Consider the following 18638-nt stretch of genomic DNA (forward strand, 5'->3'; position numbering starts at 1 on the left):
GGGTTAGGGGCGCTTTTTGCGCGATCGCCCTTCACGTTTGTTAACATACAGTCAAAGCCCTAGCCCTTTACCAGTCAAAGTCCTATGAACCCTGATACCTTGATGCAATCGTTACAAACCAGTTTCCGCGCCACGGTGGGTGCCGCCTCGACGGCTCTTGAAAGTTTGCAGGATGCTCAGAAACGGGAGGAAAATCTCCAGGCCCTACAAAACCAGGATTGGGAAGTCTTAGTGCAGCAGTTGGCGGAAAAAGGAGAGATCACCGAACTCGAAGCACGCCGCTTTGTAGACGAACTCCTGGGAACCCAATCGACAGATGGGCCCCGGACGGTTGATGTCACTGGCGATACCGAAAGCCCCGACGGTGAACCCGCGACGGAAGAAGAGTTGGAGGAACTCTCGGAGATGGTGGCGAAATTACGTCAGGAGTTGGAACAACTACGCAATTCTAAATCTGACTCTAACTCCGAGTCTTAGACGTCCATCTCGGTTTGAGGGATCGCCCAAACCTTCCCAGATTCCCCAAAATGCCCAAAAAACTTCAACGGTGAGCTGTCGAAAAACGGCTCACCGTTGTTCTGTAACGGAGGTTTGGCGGAGATAGACAAGCGAGCAGAGCAGTACTCCCGAAAGGGTACCGCTCCGGCTCTGTGAAGCTGGCTCTCTAGAAACAATGGCTCGAAGCCGTCACATTTTGTTACCGAAATCGGAAAAAAGTTTACAAAACGGTAACAAGGACTACTTCCTCATCTCCTGAGCCTTGTTTAAATGGTCGTGGAGACGGCGGGAACAGAGGGGGTAGGTCGTTACCTAGTCGTTTTCCCAGGTCTCGGGGCCGACCAGATCGCCAATGCGATCGCGTAAGAGGTAGTCGTGCTTCTCAAGTTCAATCTCAACAGAAGCCCAATGGCGAGCTGGGATATGGACGCAGAGCGTGTAAATCGGCTGCTGCCGGCTGACAGATCCCTTTTGCACCAAGTGACGAGCTTCCTCTTCAATGGTTTCAATAGTGTATCGGGTGGTTGTGGTGAGAGTCATAATATATCCCTTTGTGATATAGCGTGAGCTGAACTGTAGACAGATGGAGTAGCTGAGCTGAGTCGGAATCGCGAGGACTTAAGACTCGGTTAAATCTAAGCTTGAGTCGAGGTATGCCAACCGGATCCGGACAACAGATGTCAGAAGCTGTAACCTTCTATACAAACAATTGAGGATCCTTAGGGTAGGGACAACTCAATTATACTCAAGTTTAATGAATTTTCATTAAGTTGGGCATCGTCCTAGATTGTGAATGCTCCGAGATCCTTGGACGCGGTCCTCCTGTACGCCATCCTAACAAATCTGAACCTAGTGGTCCGTACGCAGGCCAAAGGGGGCAAACTTAGGCTAAAGGGGTCAACGACGACCAATCTAGCCGCGAATCTGGGAATAACTGACTAAGGGCGACCTCTTGGGCTGCGGCCATTTGTCCAAAGGAAAAGGCATAGGGAACAGATGTTGGGATCTGGCGCAGGAATCGTTTGAGACTATATGGACTACCATAAATGGCGATCGCCCTCAAGTCGCCATCTCTTAATAATTTGTTAAGCCATTCTTCACTGAGGTTTGCCAAGGCGGCACTGCTTCCAAAGGGGTTACCGCGAATAAAAACTTGAACAATTGTAGGTTGGGAAATGATCGCGGCACTGGGGTGGCGATCGCCGTGGAGATCGAGCAAATAAGGCTGATATCCCTGCTGTTTGGGGAGCGCGATCGCCGGAGAATGGTGGTCTAGATAGCGGCTACGCAGCCAATCATCCACAATCACCAGGTTATACCCCTGTTTCACTGCCGCCACAGCCCCTGATCGCCCCTGGCCCGAACCCTGGAGGATGCGATCGCCCAGGGCCCGAGCCTCACGGCGGCTCACCTGGGCTAAATCTGGCAACGCCGACGTCGTCGAAGGTTTGAGCTTTTCTTTAGCTTTGGCAATCCGTTGCACCGACTCTAGGATGCGATCGCGGCTAATTCGCCCCGACTGCACCGCCTCACAGACCGCCTCAATGCCACCGGGTAAGTCCTCAGGCATCAAAACAATATCATTGCCCGCCTCTACGGCTAACACAGCCGCCTCTCGGGCATCATATTGGTTGGCGATCGCCCCCATCACCAGAGCATCCGTCACCACCAACCCCTCGAAGCCCAAGTGACCCCGCAACTGCTCCCGCAAAATCTTAGGGGAGAGCGTCACGGGGGCCTGTTCATCCCAGAGAGGAACCTGCACATGAGCCGTCATCACCGCATCCACCCCAGCGGCGATCGCTCCCCGAAACGGTAACAACTCCAACTCATCCAGGCGTTGAGCATCATGGGGCAATTTCGGCAACTGCCAATGGGAATCCACGCTGGTATCCCCATGGCCTGGAAAATGTTTAGCGGTAGTTAAAACCGACTGAGTTTGAGTACCTTCAATAAACGCTGTTGCCAACGCCGTAACGATCCCCGGATTGTCACTAAACGATCGCACATTAATAACTGGATTCTCGGGATTATTATTCACATCCACCACCGGGGCCAAAATCCAGTTTAATCCTGCCGCCACCGCTTCCGAGGCCAACCATTGGCCCATCTCCCGGGCCAACCCTTCTGCTTGGGCCAAATCCTCTCGGGCCATCTCACCTAACGCCATCGGCGGCGGAAACCAGGTGGCCCCCGTAAAGCGTTGCCCCACCCCCTCCTCAATATCGGCACAGAGGAGCAAGGGAATCTCCGCCCAACCTTGCAATTGCTCCGTTCTCAGCCGTAACTCACTCACACTCCCATCAATGAGCAATACCCCACCGATGCCCCAATCCTCAATCCAATGCTGCAACCGCTCCCGAGCCGGTTCCCAGGCTGGATAGCGGATTTGCGAGTCAAATAGATGTCCTGAAGCCCGAACCACAAACATCTGGGCAACAAGACGACGGAGAGATAGGTCCGAAGGATTAAACATTGGAATACAATAAATAATTAATCATGGATAACGAATTGGATACAAAATCGTAGGGGCGAAAAATTTTTCGCCCCTACGATCGGGATTTTAATCTGCCATAAATTTTACTAATAAACCTGAATCTTGAAAACGCAACAAGAGAACAAACCGTTAGAGGCAGGCTGGAAATAATTTCTGTATAAATGTTTTCAACGTTGTTTGCCATAAACTCTCCTTTTAGTTTCAGTCTATCTGTCAGGTACTCAGCAGCAGCAAAGACACCTTATCTCCCGCCGAAATGGCAGAACTCCCCACCGGAATCACCGCACAGGCAGTCGTTTGAGCTAAATTCACCAAATTTCCTGAACTAAAACTTCCTCCAGCACAATTAAAGTAGAAATGCCCATCCCGAATCGTTACCCGTCCCCAAATATAGGTTTCTCGACTAGGGGCAGCCGGTAACGCTAACTCCGTTGTTGCCTCTACAAATTGGGGTTGCCAACCTTGACTTAATCCTGAGAGTTTCAGCAGAGCCGGTTGAACAAATCGCCAAGCCGTCACTAACGCCGATACCGGATTTCCCGGTAGTCCAAAATAGAGCGATCGCAACTTGGAAAAACGAGCCATCGTCAAGGGTTTTCCCGGTTTAATCGCCACCGATCGCACCAATAATTCGCCCCCCAACTCCTGTAAAATCCCCTCAATATAGTCATAATCTCCCACCGAAACGCCTCCCGTCGACAGCACCACATCTCCCCATTGCAGAGCTTCCCGGATGTTCTGACGCAGCACCTGGGGGTCATCGGCCACAATCCCCAACCGCAACGCCTCAATCCCCAACTGCTGCAAAAACGCCGCCAGCGCATATTGATTTGAATCCACAATTTGCCCCGGTTTCAGAGGCTGATCCGGGGCCACCAACTCACTCCCCGTCGAGAGAATCGCCACACGAGGTTTACGAATTACCTTAATCAGATTACATTGAGCCGCCGCCAACACCGCAATTTCCGCCGCTCGCAGACGAATCCCCGGATTGAGAAGAGGGGTTCCGGCTTGGTAAAAGCGGCCGCGATGACGCACAAACTCCCCCAACGCTTTGGGCGGTTCTAACACCTCAAGGCGATCGCCCTCCCGTCGTGTATTTTCCTGCATGACAATGGTATCCGCCCCTGGAGGAACCATGGCCCCGGTAAAAATGCGAGCCGCTTGTCCCGGTTCCAGGGTGTTCTGGGGAGGCTGTCCCGCCGCAATCTCTTCAATCACCTGTAACCCTCGGGGATTGTCTCGGGAACTGTCCGCCACATCCTCAAACCGCACCGCATAGCCGTCCATAGCGGAGTTATCCCAATGGGGAAAGTCCAATTGACTCCTCACGGTTTGGGCCAAAATGCGCCCCGTTGCATCGGGGAGATGAATGCCCTCAACCTCCGTTAAGGGATGAACAGCAGCCAAAATTACACGTTCAGCGTCAGCAACAGACAACATAAAGACTTCAGAATTGAAACTTGATAGTGACAGGATTTGCCGGGAATTAGGGGAGTTGGGTTTCCCAGGTGGCAATTTGTTGTTGGGCCCTCTCGTAAGCGGGGCTAGTGTCGGGAATTAGGCGAGCCGCATCGATGGCAAATTGAATCTGCCCGGCCTCCGCTCGGCGTTCGGCCAACTCTAGGATATCCTGACTCCAATCGTTGATGGCCGCTTGGGCTTGATCATAGAGAGGCTGGTTCGGTTGGATTTGTCGCACTTGCTCGATCGCCCGCCAGTAGGATGAGGCTTGTCCGGGGTCAATTTGGTCTTGAGCTTGTTGGAGTATTTCTTGGTTTTGACTGGGGTCTATGGGCGTTTCTGGTGGGTCTGGGCGCATGTCTGCGGTGGGGGTGGTTTCCTCACGTTCTGGCGAAGGAGGGTTACCCAAAACTCCCAGCATGAGGAACGAGGCGATCGCCCCTAATAATGCCACCAGTTGCCAAAGGCCTCCGGCTCTGGGGGCCGAGGCGGTGCTGGGGACGGCCCTCTCCTGGACGGGGGGCGCTTGAGCCTCGGAGATAGGGTCTGGAGTGGCTTCTGGAATGGGGTCTGGGGTGGTGTCTGGAGTAGTTTCTGGGCTGGGACTGGGGACTGAGGGAGCGTCATTAACAAAGAGCGATCGCCCCTTCTGAGCCTCCGAAGCAATCAATAAAGGAGTTTGAGGCGGTTGGCGACATTGATCCGCCAAAGGAGGCAGAGCGACCTTTAAGTCAGCTTCAATCTCCGCGAGGGTGCGATCGCTGTGATAGCGTAGGGCGGCAATTAGGGCAGTGGTAAATAGCCCTCGCCGCAAATCCCGCGATTCCCGCGCTCGCTCATCTAACTGACAACTGAGCAATAGGGGAATCTCAGTGGTTTGGGCCAACTGAACTAACTCCGAGCCAATCCGTTGCCCCAACTGCGGGGCCGTAGGGCGGCGGATATCTAGAAATAGGGTGATATGGCGACTCTTGAGAGCCTGAAGTTTCTCAACCAAGCCACGAGCGGCGATCGCCGTTTCCGGGAGCCGTTCGGGATCACTATCTCGCAGCAAAAAATAGTCCTGGCTGCCATGATTGAGCACATAGCCACTAAAAAATAGCCAGACCACATCTTCCGTCCCCACCTGCTGGGGGAGCCAGTCGGCTAACAACGCTTCTAACGCCGCCGTTTTCGGTTCCGTCTCCATCCCATCGTCGGTGGGGGGGGACTGTTCCGTGAGCAGGGCACAATGAGCCGGGGAAAGCCGGCCGGTACCCACAAGATGATCCCGCAACCCCTGGGCATCTTGAACCGCAAACCGCAGAGGCTGAAGATAGTGATACTGATCGAGTCCGACAGCAAGCAGAACGAGGTGGCCCATGAGGAAGTCGTGAAGTGGTGAATGGTCAATAGCAATGCGGCTCGTCTTGGCCGAGGCGATCAACCTTGGTAGCCGTTGACGACTTCTGAACGGAAGACTTGGCGGATGGGGGCAGACAGATAGCGACATTGTAGACCTTGCCACTGTAACCAAGCCTGATAGCGCCTCTGTTGAAGTTGTTGGGCTAAATCTGGAGCGATTTTGCTAAAGTCTTCGTTCAACGCCTCGCTGAGAAATTCCCCCATGACATAGCTATCTTGCAGATTGCCCAACACCTCTTGTAAGTCTTTCATATCCGACAAATAGGCCTGATAGGTAGGGCTATAGAGATCGGCAAAGAGATACATCAGATAGCGAACCCGCTTGGTTTGTTTGCGCAGGTTGTGGAGATGTTGGCCCTGACTCAGAAGCAGGGTTTCGACCTCCTCTTGAGTGAGCTGGGCCGCCTCGATAGGGGTGGAGGACTTGGCGTTAGCCTCGGGGGATGACGCCGTTGGCTGAGATACTCCAACCCACCAACCGGGTTCGAGCAGTAGACCACTGATACTCGGCAGGAGGATATCCGCTAAGACATCCTGAATCGGCAGATCGGCGTAAGGGCTGTATTGAGGATGTTGCAACCATTCCTGAATTGCCCCTTTGAATTTGTTGTAGGCTTTGCCCTGAAGCAGTTTTGCCGTGTCTTTGCGGGCAGCTTTGCGGCGTTTGGCGAGAGTTTTGAGGGCCGGTTGCAGGCGATCGCGTTCTTTTTTGGGACTGTTGGGTAAGAACTGCTCCTGGAGAAGCTGTTGCATCACATCAATGTCCCGTAATACCCCTAGGGTTCGGGCCATCTTGCCAATTTTACGATTCTGGGCTGGTTTGGGGAGGATGATGGCGGCGGCGAACCCCACAGTGTCACTGCGTAGGCGTCGCATTCCTACGCGCATCTGATGGAGGGCTTCGGGATCGCGATCGCCCAATACATCCTCCTCATGCTTGAGGATATGCTCGACATGGGTGCTGATGGCCTCGTGGGCGCGATCGCCAAAGGTGGGAGTTGAAGAAGTCATGGTGCGTCAGTCGCCTAGTGATACGTTGGGGAGAAAAGGCCCGAAGGGAGAGCCGGACGAGAATCAGACCTTAGCTAATCCGGTTTGCCAGAAAGTTTGCAACAATAGTACCGCTACTGTTGAACCAGGGGGAAATCTCACGTTGGTACTCACTGCGATTCTATTTGATCTCGATGGAACCCTTGTTAATACTGATATTTTGCATTTCGCCATTTGGCAAGAACTTCTCCTGGATCAGGGGATAACCATCGATCGCCCCTTCTATGACGAGTCTATGGTGGGCCATCGCAATGAGGCGATTGTACGGGATGTGTTGTCCCATCTGCCCTTCGAGGTGGGTATGGAACTGGCCAGGCGTAAGGAAGCCTTATTCCGGGAACGGGGACGTCAGATGCAACGGTCGGCAGGGTTAGATCGGCTCCTGGATTGGCTCTCGCAGCAGGAGTTAGCCACGGCGGTTGTCACCAATGCGCCCCGAGAGAATGCTGAGATGATGCTGACGGCCTTGGGGTTGGGCGATCGCTTTGATCGGGTCATTATCAGCGAGGAGTTGCCCCAGGGAAAACCCCATCCCTTGCCCTATCAAACGGCGTTACAGCAGTTGGGCCGGGAGTCTGGGGAGGCGATCGCCTTTGAGGATACTCCCCTGGGGATTCGCAGTGCAGTGGGGGCCGGAGTCACCACCATCGGCATGGCCACTACCCATGATCCCCGCATTTTAGAGGAGGCGGGGGCCAAGTTTGCCATTGAAGATTTCACCCAGGAGCGTCTCTGGAACTGGTTACCCCAGTTGAGGGTGTCGGCCCGAAGATGATAGCGATTTCCCTCGATGATGGGGCGATCGCCCTGCTGATTTTCCTAGGTGCCCTCCTCCTCGACTATCTCCTCGGAGATCCTTGGCATTGGTTGCATCCGGTGCAAGTCATGGGTTGGGTCATTTCTGCCTATACCGAGACGGCCTTGCGTCTGACTCAATCCCCTCGATGGTTGCGATGGCTGGGGGTGGGGTTAACTCTGCTGATGGTTCTCGGGAGTGGGGCGATTGCCTGGGGAATGATTGCCCTCGGGGGCTGGATTCATCCTGGAGTTGGGGCGGCGATCGCCATAATTCTATTGGCCTCGTGTTTAGCTGGGCGCAGTTTACGGCGGGCCGCTGAAGATGTCTTAACGCCAATTCTCAACGGAGATGTCCCGGCCGCCCGGCAACGGTTACAAAACTATGTGGGACGGGATACAGACCACCTCACTGAGCCGGAAATCTTACGGGCAATTTTGGAGACGGTAGCAGAAAATACGGTGGATGGGGTAACGGCTCCGTTATTCTACGGAATTGTTGGGTCAATCGTATCTCCAGGGGGCGCGGCAGTGGTCGCTCTTGCCTACAAATCCGTTAGCACCCTGGATTCCATGGTTGGCTATAAACGCCCTCCCTACATTGATATTGGCTGGTGCAGCGCGCGCACCGAGGATGTTTTAACCTGGCTTCCCTGTCGTTTAACGGTTTTGACCATCGCCCTGCTGTCGGGCCATCCCCATCGCCTCTGGGGACAATGTGGCCAGGAAGCCCGACTTGATCCTAGCCCCAACTCCGGTTGGAGTGAATGTGCCTATGCCTTGGCCTTGGGAGTCGAGTTGGGTGGAATCAATACTTATCAGGGGGTGGTGACCGAGAAACCCCGATTGGGCAAACCGGACCGACCCATTACAGCCTCAGTGGTGCAGGAGGCCTTGGGGCTAACCCGTCGTCTACTGGTCTGGGGGGCCCTCGTAGGAGTATGGTGGATCTGGGCACGTTACCGCCCCGGCTAAGACGATGATTTCAGATTGTGATTGCGTCTAGCGATGTTGCCCAGTTCTCTTCCCCATCCATGCTTCTGCAATGACTCATCCTCCAATTCATGGTGGAAATTTGACTTGGGCTGCCTCCTTCGCTGGATGTCGGCCGGAGGAAATTTTAGACTTTTCTGCCAATATCAACCCCTTGGGACCCCCTCAGACTGCCCTCGATGCAATTCAGGCAGCGCTAGGACAACTACAAAACTATCCAGACCCTAAATATGGACCCTTACGGGAGGCGATCTCCAAGAGTCATAACATTGACCCGGCTTGGGTGTTGCCGGGAAATGGGGCGGCGGAATTATTGACTTGGGCCGGGTTAGAACTGGCCCAATGCGATCGCGTTCTCTTGCCCCTGCCGGCCTTTGGGGACTATGGTCGGGCCTTAGAGACCTTTGGGGCAACGGTCCGTCCAGTGTCCGCCTGGAATCAACCCCTCTGGCAGGCGAGTTCTCAGGAAGGCCTACTGGTCAATAATCCTCATAATCCCACGGGGCAACTTTGGCCCCGCTGGCGGTTGCGGGCGCTTTTGGAAACGGCCGAGTTGGTGGTGGCCGATGAGGCTTTTATGGATTTCCTGGAACCAGATTCTCAGGAAAGTCTGATTGATTGGGTGCAGGAATTTCCCAATTTAGTGGTGTTGCGATCGCTGACCAAGTTTTATAGTTTGCCTGGCCTACGACTCGGCTATGCCATCTCCCATCCTGACCGGTTACGACGGTGGCAAGGTTGGCGAGATTCTTGGCCCGTCAACGTGTTGGCCGCCGCCGCTGGGGCGGCTGTCTTAGGAGATTACCCGTTTCAAAAGCGAACCTATGAATGGCTAAAACCCGCTAAACGCCAGTTATGGGCAGCGATTAATGCCATTCCCGGATTATCCGCTGATTGGGGGGCAGCCAATTTTCTCCTGGTGAGAACCCAGATGCCTGGAGATCAGTTACAACGGTTATTGTTGCGGGAACAGCGAATTTTTGTGCGAGATTGCCTCAGTTTTCAGGAGTTGGGCGATCGCTTTGTTCGTGTTGCCGTGAAACGCCCCCAAGAAAATCGCCGTTTGGTCTCTGCCCTAGAGGTGATTTTCCACTCCACCCCGTACACTTGAGAATGCGATCGCCTCCCAGCCCCGAGTCAAACCTATGCACCTACGTCTGTTAAGCCCCCCATCTCTCCAGGCCGGAGATACCCTTCATGTCATCGCCCCCAGTGGGGGACTGCGAGAAAGGACGGTTGTTGAACAAGGCCTGCAACTGTGGCGCGATCGCGGCTATCATCCCGTTCTCACCCCCGGCTGGGATGGCCAATATGGCTATCTCTCCGGGGAAGACTCGCAACGGCGACACCAACTCTATGAGAGTTTCCATGATCCCCAGGTGAAGGGCATCCTCTGTCTTCGGGGCGGCTATGGGGCCACTCGGCTCTTGGAAAATTGGCATTGGGGGGTTCATCTGCCTCCCAAATGGTTAATCGGCTTTTCTGACATTACCGCCCTCCTGTGGAGTTTATCCAAGGAAGGGGTTTCTGGCCTTCATGGCCCCCTCCTCACCACTCTAGCGGCTGAGCCTCACTGGTCTCAAGACCGACTATTTAAGTGGGTATCCGGACGGGCGATCGCCCCCCTCCAAGGTCAAGGTTGGGGCGGTGGAAGTTGTGTGGGACGCTTATTTACCGGGAACCTCACCGTGGCCACTCATCTCATTGGCACTGCCCATGAACCGGATTTAACTGGGGCCATCCTCGCCTTTGAAGATACCGGCGAATCTCCCTATCGCATCGATCGCCTCCTCACCCATTGGCGGATGTCCGGCCGCTTCAAACATATTGCTGGCATTGCCCTAGGGCGTTTCAGTCGCGGGGAAGTTGCCCCAGGAACCCCTAGTTTTAGCATGGCCGAGGTGTTGCGCGATCGCCTAAGCGACCTTAAAATTCCCATCGTCTCGGATCTCCCCTTTGGTCACGATGGTGTTAACGCCGCCCTCCCAGTTGGCGTTGTGGCTGAACTCGACGGGGACGCGGGAACCCTCAACGTCACCCCCTTACCCGATCGCTACGAAATCACCTCCCCCTAACCCGTTTCCCTTACAGCGAACTCTAATCCTTTCCGCTAGAATAGTAAGTCTAGGTCATCCCTAGACAGAATAATCCTAATATCAATGGGACGGACTCTGTTCATTGTCCCCGTTGATATAGTCTTGGTGAGAGGAGAACGACGAGTATGGCTATTCAGATTCAGCAGGCTGTTACGGTGGGTAAATATCTAGTCGAGCAGCGATTAAGAGGGCGCAAAAAGTTCCCCCTAGTCTTGATGCTTGAACCGCTCTACCGCTGTAACCTAGCCTGTTCCGGCTGCGGAAAAATTCAACATCCCACGGAAATTCTCAAACGAAATCTGACCCCAGAGCAATGTTTTGCAGCGGTAGAAGAATGTGGCGCTCCCGTGGTGTCTATTCCCGGCGGTGAACCCCTCCTTCATCCCCAAATCGATGAGATTGTGGCGGGTTTAGTCCAGCGCAAGAAATTTATTTATCTTTGCACCAATGCCATCCTCTTGGAAAAAAGCCTCGCTAAATTCACCCCATCTCCTTATTTAACCTTTAGTGTGCATTTGGATGGCTTGCGGGAAAAACATGATGACTGTGTTGATCGCAAGGGGGTCTTTGATATTGCGGTCAACGCCATTAAAGTGGCCAAGGCGAAAGGCTTTCGGGTTACCACCAATACCACGGTATTTGAAGGCACTGACCCCAAAGAAATTCAGGAATTTTTCGACTTCCTCACTCAATTGGGAGTCGATGGCATGATGATTTCTCCAGGCTATAGCTATGAAAAAGCTCCCGACCAAGATAACTTCTTGAAACGAGAAGAAACCAAAGCCCTGTTTCGAGACATTCTCGCCCCCTTCAAAGCGGGTAAGAAAAACTGGGACTTCAACCACAATCCCCTGTTTTTAGACTTCTTGATGGGAGATAAAGACTACGAATGTACCCCTTGGGGCAGTCCTAGCTACGGTGTGTTGGGGTGGCAGAAGCCCTGTTATCTCCTCGATGAAGGTCATTATGACAGCTTCAAAGAGCTGATTGAAAGCACCGATTGGAGTCAGTATGGCCGCAAGAGTGGCAATCCTAAATGTGCTGACTGTATGGTGCATTGTGGCTATGAACCCACGGCGGCCATGGATGCGATGGAACCGGCGAATGTGGTCCGTTCTCTCGGCAGTGTCTTCGGCATGGCCCGTTAAACCAATCCACACAATGCCCCTGCAAGATTAACCCTTCAATCTTCCTTTAGTCCCTCAGACTCCGTTTCTGCGTAGTGAGGGGGACTATTGATATCCTCACCACAATGGGGACAGATAATCACATCAGTGCCTCGCTTTTGAGCTTTGCGGGCCGCCAGTTCTTCCGAGAACCCAGAGGCTAAAATCCCGGCGGGAAGAGCGAATAAGCCAATCCCCAACACCGCTAAACTTCCCCCAAGAATCCGCCCTAGCAACGTCACTGGGTAAACATCACCATACCCAACCGTGGTTAAGGTAATGGTTCCCCACCAGATAGCTGCCGGAATACTGGAAAATGCCTCCGGCTGGGCTGAATGTTCGGCAAAATAAATTAAGGTCGAGGATATAAATAACAAAACAGTCAAGACAAAAAAGGTTAAAAATAGCTCTTCTTTCTTGAGTCGATAGACGCGGACTAAAATTGATAAGGAATCTGTATATCGATGTAATTTCAGAACTCGAAAAAAGCGAATCAGGCGTACGGTTCTGCCAATGCGAAATTGCGGTGAGAATAAAGGGATATACAGAGACAGAAAAAAGGGCAAAATAGCGAAGAGATCAATAATAGCTAAGGGTGTGAAAATAAATTTAAGTCTGCCGAACAGGGGATGCCGATATTTGGGAATCACCGTACAACTCCAAAGTCTCAGCACGTACTCAATGCTGAAAACAAAGACGGTGAACTGTTCAAAGCGGCGGAACTCCAGAAAGTAGGCTTCAAATAACGGTTTAACGGTTTCCAGGGCAACGGCAATGGTATTGAGAAAAATTAAGCCCAGAATAAATAAATCCAGGAACTTGCCGAGGGTGTCATCTGGCTCGGCGAGGTCGAGAATCTTCGCAACTCGAAACTTGAGCGATCGCGTGTGATCCATAGGAAAATAACGGGTTAAACGTTAACACTTAAAACCAAAAAAGGGAACCACTAACAAGCCAATAGTTCTCTATCAATGATCCATGATTAATAAAAATGCCCGCTGAGTTTAAATGGCTCAACGGGCGAATGAAGGAGAAGTAGCCAGGGACTAAATCCCTGCCCCATCCAGAAATTCTTGAATCGTGTGATCGCTCAGGTTACAGTTCGGAGCGGCAACCGCACCAACTTTCTCCAATTGCCGATAGGTGAATTGTCCCTGTTTCTCTAGCACCTCGACATGTTTCTCTAAGGCCTGAATGCGATCGACTAGGGTGCGAATCACCTGGGCTTCTGAGTCGGGGAGTTGTCCATGTTCGAGGGGATTAACACGCACTCCAGAGCGGTAAACCACACGCCCAGGAACCCCAACCACCGTGCAGTCGGAGGGGACATCCCGTAGCACCACTGAGCCGGCCCCAATGCGAACATTATGGCCGATTTGTAGATTGCCGAGAACTTTGGCCCCAGCCCCGACAACCACCCCCTCGCCGAGGGTGGGGTGACGTTTGCCGGTTTCCTTCCCGGTTCCGCCGAGGGTGACCCCTTGATAAATTAAACAGCCATCGCCGAGAATGGCTGTCTCACCAATGACGACTCCCATCCCATGGTCGATAAACACGCCTTGGCCAATGGTGGCACCGGGGTGAATCTCAATTCCGGTGATGAAGCGGGCAATATGGGAAATCAGACGGGGGAAAAAGGGAATCCCCACATGATGCAGCCAGTTGGCGAAGCGGTGGAACACCAGTGCTTGCAAACCGGGGTAGCAAAACAACACCTCCACCCAGTTGCGGGCGGCGGGGTCGCGCTCAAAGATGATGCGAAAATCGGCAACGAGCGATCGTAGCACAGTAAAAGACCTGGTAAAACAAATCACAGTTACCTATTGTAAATCATGTTTTGGGGTTCTTCACGGGCGATCGCCAGGGAGTTTCCCCTACTGACCGAACCGAGGCAGTTTAGAATAAAAGGCACAGCTAACCCACAGCGTTGGATTCATTGTCTCGATAGATGTCATGACTTCGCCCCCAGAAACACCCCAAATTGCCCCCAAACCGCCCGAACAGGATGACAGCTATCTCGATGAAGCTCCTTTCGAGGTGGAGATGTCCATCTTTGACCACCTCGAAGAACTGCGACAGCGGATTTTCTATTCCATGATCGCCGTTTTCATTGCCATTATCGGCTGTTTCCTTGCCGTGAAACCCATTGTGCGGCTCCTAGAGGCCCCCGCCAATGGGGTTGATTTCATTCAAATTCGCCCAGGTGAGTTTTTCTTTGTCTCCATCGAGGTCGCAGGCTATAGCGGCCTCCTCCTGGCGACGCCCTTTATCCTCTATCAAATTGTCCGCTTTGTGCTGCCGGGCCTGACGCGACGGGAACAGAAACTCATTGCCCCCGTGGTTCTTGGCTCCAGTGTGCTGTTTCTGGCGGGGTTAGTCTTCGCCTATGTGGCTCTAATTCCGGCGGCTCTCAAGTTTTTTGTCAGCTTCGGTGAAGGGGTCGTTGCTCAGCAATGGTCGATTGATGAGTATTTCAAAACCATTCTGCTGCTGTTGTTTAGTACCGGCATTGCCTTCCAAGTTCCCGTCTTGCAAGCGATTCTCGGCGGCTTAGGGATTGTTTCCTCCCAGCAAATGCTCTCAGGCTGGCGCTATGTAATTTTGACGGCCGCTGTCTTGGGGGCAGTCTTAACGCCCTCGACGGACCCGCTCACTCAAAGTTTACTGGGGGGGGCTGTCGCCATGTTGTACTTCAGTGGCATTGGTTTAGTCAAAGCCATGGGGAAATAATCAATAATGCCATCAATCAATAGCCTGCAATAGATTGGGAGATCGCTAATGGAATGGACAGAATTTACAATCCGCCTTTGCGTAGCGTTTCTTTTGGGATCTGCCATCGGCTTAGAACGACAATGGCGGCAACGGATGGCTGGCCTGCGAACCAATACCCTCGTCGCCACAGGAGCGGCGTTGTTTGTGATGCTCTCGGTTCTGACTCCCGACGAGGCTAGTCCCACGCGGATTGCGGCTCAGGTAGTGTCTGGGATTGGTTTCTTGGCTGGGGGGGTCATTTTACGGGAAGGACTCACGGTGCGTGGCTTAAACACCGCTGCAACGATTTGGTGTGCCGCAGCCATTGGGGCGTTAGCGGGGTCGGGGTATTTGAGCCAAGCCTTTGTGGGGTCTTTGGCGGTGTTGGCCTCTAACCTGGTTTTACGTCCTTTGGGTTATCGCATCAATCAAGAACCCCTTAAGGGCAGTGAGATTGAACTTTGCTATAGTTGCTCCTTGGTGTGTATGGAGAAGGATGAGGCTCGGGTGCGGGCTTTGTTACTGCAATCGCTGAGTTTGGGACAGATGAAACTGCGATCGCTCCACAGTGAAGATATTGAAAACAGTAATGGTCGAGTGGAAGTCGAAGCGGAACTGGTCACCCAAAGCCGTGAGGATGAACTGCTCGAACGGGCGGTGAGTCGCATTAGCCTAGAACCGGGTGTTATCGCCGCCAGTTGGCGGGTGATTGAACAGGAGTTCGGTTAAACATCCCCTGACGGCATGGTCACTCGGTAGCAAAATGCTCTAGAGTGTTAACTTTGATCGCAATTGTGCCTTAACCTATAGCAATCGAAGATTGACTTAGGACTCTGAGTGGGGAAAGACTTCCCCACCTATTGCCTATTGCCTATTGCCTATTGCCTATTGCCTTCTTTTACTCTGAGTGGGGAAAGACTTCCCCACCTATTGCCTATTGCCTATTGCCTATTGCCTATTGCCTTCTTTTTCCCAGTTTTTTTGTCCTATTCAGACCAATTTTTGCTATATGTCAGACGAACAACAAACCCCCCAATCTACACCTGAGTCTCAGCCACAGTCAGAGGCTGAGTCCACGAATACCCCCAGTTTTGGCTGGAATCTCTATGCTGAGAGAATCAATGGTCGCTTTGCCATGATTGGCTTTGTCGCCTTACTGATTTTAGAAGCGGTCACAGGTCAAACCTTTTTCAGTTGGATGGGGTTGATGTAACTTCCGAAATCATCTGACACCCGGTTTCTCCAAGAAACCGAGTGTTTAGCCCCCGCCCTCAGTTTTCCTCAACGGTGAGCTGATAACGTCCTCGTCCAGTGTTGTCATAGCTATTGACAATCACCGAATAAGTCCCCGTATAGGGCAACCGCAACATCAGGCGAGAATTGGTATTGCCGGGACTAATATCATCATTGGCGTCAATCAGATTGCCCTCGTTATCAAAGAGAAAGAGGTAGGTGTCAAACTCAGAGCTTTCTAGGTTGATGGTGACCAATTGTCCGGCTCGTCCTTCAAACTGATGCTCATGATAAAGGCTGCCATCTTGCGGCAGCATCGGGTCGCCGGTGCGTAGTACCCCCTGCTCATTGAGAAGTATTCCCGTCCGAGTCTGGCTATCGATCTGCCCCGCTTGGCTCCGCAGGGTCAGTTGATAGCGACCGGATTCTCCGCCCCGGAAGGAGTTTGCCAAGACGATATAGGTATCGTTGGCGGGGAGTTGGGTGACGATGCGGGCATCAGTTCCATCTCCCCCATCGTCATCTTGGGCAATAGAATTTCCGTTCGAGTCTAGGAGGATGAGATAGGCATCGAACTCATCAGACGTGAGATCTAAGACGACCGTTTGTCGGGACCGTCCTTCAAAGCTATAGGCGTTGAAGTAGCTGTTGTCGACCGGCAACACATTGGAATTGGGCCCTAAACTGCCACGAATGGGTGCTCCATTGAGTTCAACAGCTTGAGGAGCCTGTGCCCCCGGAAGACGACTCCCCGCCTGAGCAGTATTAGCCCCCCGTCCTTGGTCAATGGCGGTGAGAAAGGGCTGAACATCGGTGATGGGAATGGCAAAGCCGATGCCAATGTTGCCACTTTCTCGGCCCACGGTGAAGATTGCCGTGTTGACCCCGACCATTTCCCCATTGGAGTTGAGCAATGGGCCCCCGGAGTTGCCGGGGTTGATGGCGGCATCGGTTTGGATGGTTCCCTCCCGAGGGTCAATGCGGCTGATAATCCCCACGGTGAAGGTGGTTTCAAAGCCAAAGGGACTGCCGATGGCAAAAGCCCGCTGACCGACACGAACGGAGTCAGGGCGAGCGATTTGGATGGTGGGAAGGTTACGAGCGTTGCGAATTTGGAGGGCGGCTAGGTCTTGGCCAGCCGGGTCAAAGCCGAGGATGTCGGCGGTATATTCGTCGCCGTTGGAGAGTCGAACCTGGACAGAACGCCCGGCAGCTTCTTGGACGACATGGGCATTGGTGAGAACTAAACCATCGGGGGTGATGATGCTGCCGCTACCGCTAGAGTTGCCCGCGATAATGGCGACGACGGCGGGACTGGCTTGGTCGTAAACCCGGATATTGGTCTGTTCGTCTTGATTTTGGGCGATCGCCGATTGGGGGGCCAGTTGCGGCAAGGGAGCCACTACTCCCGTGAGGACTCCGGCGGTCAGAAGACTCGAAATGCCATAGCGGAACCAGAAAGCACTCATGATACAACGTCGAGGAAGGGGATAAGAACGACCTCAACGAACAGGTGTGGGCAAGTCCAGGGGTTGTCCGTTGCGGTTATAGACCAGAATATCCCACTGGCCATTGAGATTGGCTTCAAAGGCGACAGTGCTACCATTGGCACTGATGCTGGGATTGCGGACGGTTGCGTCGAGATTTTCGCTGAGGTCGCGCAATTGCCGGGTTTCTCGGTCATAGATAAAGATTCCTGAGCGACCCCGACGGTTTCCGGCAAAAACGATATAGCGACCATCGGCGGATACCCCCGGACTTTCGGCGATGGTATCGAGGGAGTTGAGACCGGGTAGGGCGATGGTTCGTTGCGTTTGTCGGTCGTAGAGATAAATGTCCTGCCGTTGTTCTCGCTCGGAGACAAAGACGATATAACGCCCGGAAATTGCCGGAGAGATGTCGGCGGCTAAGGAGTTCAAGCTCCGCCCTCCAGGGTCCACGGGACTATTGACTAATCGAGGATAGGCGGCACAACTGCTTAGGGCTGTTACTAGGGATAGATAGAGGGATAAACGCAAAAGTTTAAACCGCTTGATAATAGCGATTTTATCAATCCCAAGTGGTTTAACATCCTTCATGGACTATTTAAGATGAATCCTAAAAACTATAAATTATTTGTTATTATTGTTGGCGATCGAGTTCTATATTGGGACCACGGTCAATAATTTCAATATCCCATTGTCCCCGCCGTCCGGTTTGAAAGACGATATAGCGGCCGTCAGGGCTAATTCTCGGGTGACGAACCCAACCCCGATAGCCACTGCTGAGGACTTGGGTGCGGCGGGTAATGCGATCGTAGAGTTCGATTTCGGGGCGGCCGCGATCGCTGGCCAGATAGACAATATAGCGGCCGCTATAACTCAAACTGGGAGATTCGGCGATCGCATCATCTCGATTGAGATTGGGCAAATCGATAAATCGTCGCCGCTGGAGGTCGTATAACAAGATGCTCTGGGTTCCATCCCGGCCCGAGACGAACGCCAGCAACCGGCCGTCACCACTCAAGGCCGGTTGCTCATCTCGGTAATAGCTATCGAGGGCAACGGGGGGTTCCGGTCCCCTCCCAGCACAGCCCCCCAGTCCCAAGCTGATGGCGAGGGAGAGGGCAATGGGTTTAAGTTGCCGCCGCCATCCTCGTCGCCATCTTGATTGTGATTCTCCCCTGTTCACGGTTATTACGACAGACGGGCG

The 18638-nt window shown here is 53.1% G+C and carries 19 protein-coding genes; 9 read left to right on the top strand and 10 right to left on the bottom strand.

Annotation, left to right across the window (positions count from 1 at the left end; genetic code table 11):
• Positions 1-84 precede the first annotated feature (84 nt).
• Positions 85-477: a hypothetical protein gene (locus L855_RS02760; RefSeq protein WP_159783851.1), complete on the top strand. Its 393-nt coding sequence runs from the start codon at positions 85-87 to the stop codon at positions 475-477.
• A gap of 333 nt (positions 478-810) precedes the next feature.
• Here L855_RS02760 and L855_RS02765 read toward each other — a convergent pair whose 3' ends face one another.
• The 5 genes from L855_RS02765 to L855_RS02785 all read right to left on the bottom strand — a co-directional run bounded on the left by L855_RS02765 (position 811) and on the right by L855_RS02785 (position 6874).
• Complete coding sequence (locus tag L855_RS02765) at positions 811-1038, bottom strand: DUF4327 family protein (protein WP_159783853.1); 228 nt, start codon at positions 1036-1038, stop codon at positions 811-813.
• A 343-nt stretch (positions 1039-1381) separates the two neighbouring features.
• Positions 1382-2974, bottom strand: a complete 1593-nt coding sequence (locus L855_RS02770) for a glycoside hydrolase family 3 N-terminal domain-containing protein (RefSeq protein ID WP_159783855.1) — start codon at positions 2972-2974, stop codon at positions 1382-1384.
• A gap of 234 nt (positions 2975-3208) precedes the next feature.
• Positions 3209-4438, bottom strand: coding sequence for a molybdopterin molybdotransferase MoeA (locus L855_RS02775; protein WP_159783857.1), 1230 nt, complete (start codon positions 4436-4438; stop codon positions 3209-3211).
• A 46-nt stretch (positions 4439-4484) separates the two neighbouring features.
• Complete coding sequence (locus tag L855_RS02780) at positions 4485-5822, bottom strand: caspase family protein (RefSeq protein ID WP_159783859.1); 1338 nt, start codon at positions 5820-5822, stop codon at positions 4485-4487.
• Between the two features lie 59 nt (positions 5823-5881).
• On the bottom strand, positions 5882-6874 hold the full coding sequence (locus L855_RS02785) for a CHAD domain-containing protein (protein WP_159783862.1): 993 nt from the start codon (positions 6872-6874) through the stop codon (positions 5882-5884).
• Here L855_RS02785 and L855_RS02790 point away from each other — a divergent pair.
• From L855_RS02790 to hpnH, 5 genes are all read left to right on the top strand, one after another.
• The gene (locus tag L855_RS02790) at positions 6828-7688 is read left to right on the top strand and encodes an HAD family hydrolase (RefSeq protein WP_246198696.1); all 861 of its coding nucleotides are present in this window, start codon (positions 6828-6830) and stop codon (positions 7686-7688) included. The two genes, L855_RS02785 and L855_RS02790, sit on opposite strands and share 47 nt — an antisense overlap.
• Positions 7685-8683, top strand: a complete 999-nt coding sequence (gene cbiB, locus L855_RS02795) for an adenosylcobinamide-phosphate synthase CbiB (protein WP_159783865.1) — start codon at positions 7685-7687, stop codon at positions 8681-8683. Before L855_RS02790 ends, cbiB begins: the two co-directional genes overlap by 4 nt.
• A gap of 70 nt (positions 8684-8753) precedes the next feature.
• Positions 8754-9812, top strand: a complete 1059-nt coding sequence (cobD, locus tag L855_RS02800; protein ID WP_159783868.1) for a threonine-phosphate decarboxylase CobD — start codon at positions 8754-8756, stop codon at positions 9810-9812.
• Between the two features lie 34 nt (positions 9813-9846).
• Positions 9847-10776, top strand: a complete 930-nt coding sequence (locus L855_RS02805) for a S66 peptidase family protein (RefSeq protein ID WP_192924980.1) — start codon at positions 9847-9849, stop codon at positions 10774-10776.
• 146 nt (positions 10777-10922) lie between these two features.
• Entirely contained in the window at positions 10923-11945 is a 1023-nt protein-coding gene (gene hpnH, locus L855_RS02810; RefSeq protein WP_159783871.1) for an adenosyl-hopene transferase HpnH, read from the top strand.
• 35 nt (positions 11946-11980) lie between these two features.
• On the opposite strand, the gene L855_RS02815 is transcribed toward hpnH, so the two are convergent.
• Both L855_RS02815 and cysE read right to left on the bottom strand, forming a co-directional pair.
• On the bottom strand, positions 11981-12859 hold the full coding sequence (locus L855_RS02815) for an ion transporter (protein ID WP_159783874.1): 879 nt from the start codon (positions 12857-12859) through the stop codon (positions 11981-11983).
• A gap of 150 nt (positions 12860-13009) precedes the next feature.
• On the bottom strand, positions 13010-13750 hold the full coding sequence (cysE, locus tag L855_RS02820; protein WP_159783877.1) for a serine O-acetyltransferase: 741 nt from the start codon (positions 13748-13750) through the stop codon (positions 13010-13012).
• A 166-nt stretch (positions 13751-13916) separates the two neighbouring features.
• On the opposite strand from cysE, the gene tatC reads away from it, so the two are divergent.
• From tatC to L855_RS02835, 3 genes are all read left to right on the top strand, one after another.
• Positions 13917-14693 carry a twin-arginine translocase subunit TatC gene (gene tatC, locus L855_RS02825; RefSeq protein ID WP_159783880.1) on the top strand — a complete coding sequence of 259 codons (777 nt, stop codon included), beginning with the start codon at positions 13917-13919 and terminating at the stop codon, positions 14691-14693.
• 48 nt (positions 14694-14741) lie between these two features.
• On the top strand, positions 14742-15443 hold the full coding sequence (locus L855_RS02830; protein WP_159783883.1) for an MgtC/SapB family protein: 702 nt from the start codon (positions 14742-14744) through the stop codon (positions 15441-15443).
• Positions 15444-15723: 280 nt separating this feature from the next.
• Positions 15724-15927 (top strand): chlorophyll a-b binding domain-containing protein, encoded by a 204-nt coding sequence (locus L855_RS02835; RefSeq protein WP_159783886.1) that lies wholly within the window; start codon positions 15724-15726, stop codon positions 15925-15927.
• A gap of 58 nt (positions 15928-15985) precedes the next feature.
• Here the strand turns inward: L855_RS02835 and L855_RS02840 are convergent, their stop codons facing one another.
• The 3 genes from L855_RS02840 to L855_RS02850 are packed head-to-tail and all read right to left on the bottom strand — an operon-like array spanning position 15986 to position 18617.
• A complete protein-coding gene (locus L855_RS02840) occupies positions 15986-17416 on the bottom strand; it encodes a trypsin-like peptidase domain-containing protein (RefSeq protein ID WP_159783889.1) in 1431 nt (476 codons plus the stop codon).
• Between the two features lie 33 nt (positions 17417-17449).
• Positions 17450-18025 carry a TolB family protein gene (locus L855_RS02845; protein WP_159783892.1) on the bottom strand — a complete coding sequence of 192 codons (576 nt, stop codon included), beginning with the start codon at positions 18023-18025 and terminating at the stop codon, positions 17450-17452.
• A gap of 43 nt (positions 18026-18068) precedes the next feature.
• Positions 18069-18617, bottom strand: coding sequence for a TolB family protein (locus L855_RS02850; protein WP_246198698.1), 549 nt, complete (start codon positions 18615-18617; stop codon positions 18069-18071).
• Positions 18618-18638: the final 21 nt, after the last annotated feature.

The organism is Sodalinema gerasimenkoae IPPAS B-353, assembly GCF_009846485.1.
Classification (GTDB): Bacteria; Cyanobacteriota; Cyanobacteriia; order Cyanobacteriales; family Geitlerinemataceae; genus Sodalinema; species Sodalinema gerasimenkoae.

Bases quoted from the DNA above. Each gene is read 5' to 3' on its own strand.
- L855_RS02780 (WP_159783859.1), bottom strand. From the start codon at position 5,822: ATGGGCCACCTCGTTCTGCTTGCTGTCGGACTCGATCAGTATCACTAT.
- L855_RS02815 (WP_159783874.1), bottom strand. From the start codon at position 12,859: ATGGATCACACGCGATCGCTCAAGTTTCGAGTTGCGAAGATTCTCGAC.
- L855_RS02775 (WP_159783857.1), bottom strand. From the start codon at position 4,438: ATGTTGTCTGTTGCTGACGCTGAACGTGTAATTTTGGCTGCTGTTCAT.
- hpnH (WP_159783871.1), top strand. From the start codon at position 10,923: ATGGCTATTCAGATTCAGCAGGCTGTTACGGTGGGTAAATATCTAGTC.
- tatC (WP_159783880.1), top strand. From the start codon at position 13,917: ATGACTTCGCCCCCAGAAACACCCCAAATTGCCCCCAAACCGCCCGAA.
- cobD (WP_159783868.1), top strand. From the start codon at position 8,754: ATGACTCATCCTCCAATTCATGGTGGAAATTTGACTTGGGCTGCCTCC.
- cbiB (WP_159783865.1), top strand. From the start codon at position 7,685: ATGATAGCGATTTCCCTCGATGATGGGGCGATCGCCCTGCTGATTTTC.
- L855_RS02785 (WP_159783862.1), bottom strand. From the start codon at position 6,874: ATGACTTCTTCAACTCCCACCTTTGGCGATCGCGCCCACGAGGCCATC.
- L855_RS02830 (WP_159783883.1), top strand. From the start codon at position 14,742: ATGGAATGGACAGAATTTACAATCCGCCTTTGCGTAGCGTTTCTTTTG.
- L855_RS02805 (WP_192924980.1), top strand. From the start codon at position 9,847: ATGCACCTACGTCTGTTAAGCCCCCCATCTCTCCAGGCCGGAGATACC.
- L855_RS02840 (WP_159783889.1), bottom strand. From the start codon at position 17,416: ATGAGTGCTTTCTGGTTCCGCTATGGCATTTCGAGTCTTCTGACCGCC.
- L855_RS02765 (WP_159783853.1), bottom strand. From the start codon at position 1,038: ATGACTCTCACCACAACCACCCGATACACTATTGAAACCATTGAAGAG.
- L855_RS02835 (WP_159783886.1), top strand. From the start codon at position 15,724: ATGTCAGACGAACAACAAACCCCCCAATCTACACCTGAGTCTCAGCCA.
- L855_RS02760 (WP_159783851.1), top strand. From the start codon at position 85: ATGAACCCTGATACCTTGATGCAATCGTTACAAACCAGTTTCCGCGCC.
- L855_RS02770 (WP_159783855.1), bottom strand. From the start codon at position 2,974: ATGTTTAATCCTTCGGACCTATCTCTCCGTCGTCTTGTTGCCCAGATG.
- L855_RS02845 (WP_159783892.1), bottom strand. From the start codon at position 18,025: ATGAAGGATGTTAAACCACTTGGGATTGATAAAATCGCTATTATCAAG.
- L855_RS02790 (WP_246198696.1), top strand. From the start codon at position 6,828: ATGGCCTCGTGGGCGCGATCGCCAAAGGTGGGAGTTGAAGAAGTCATG.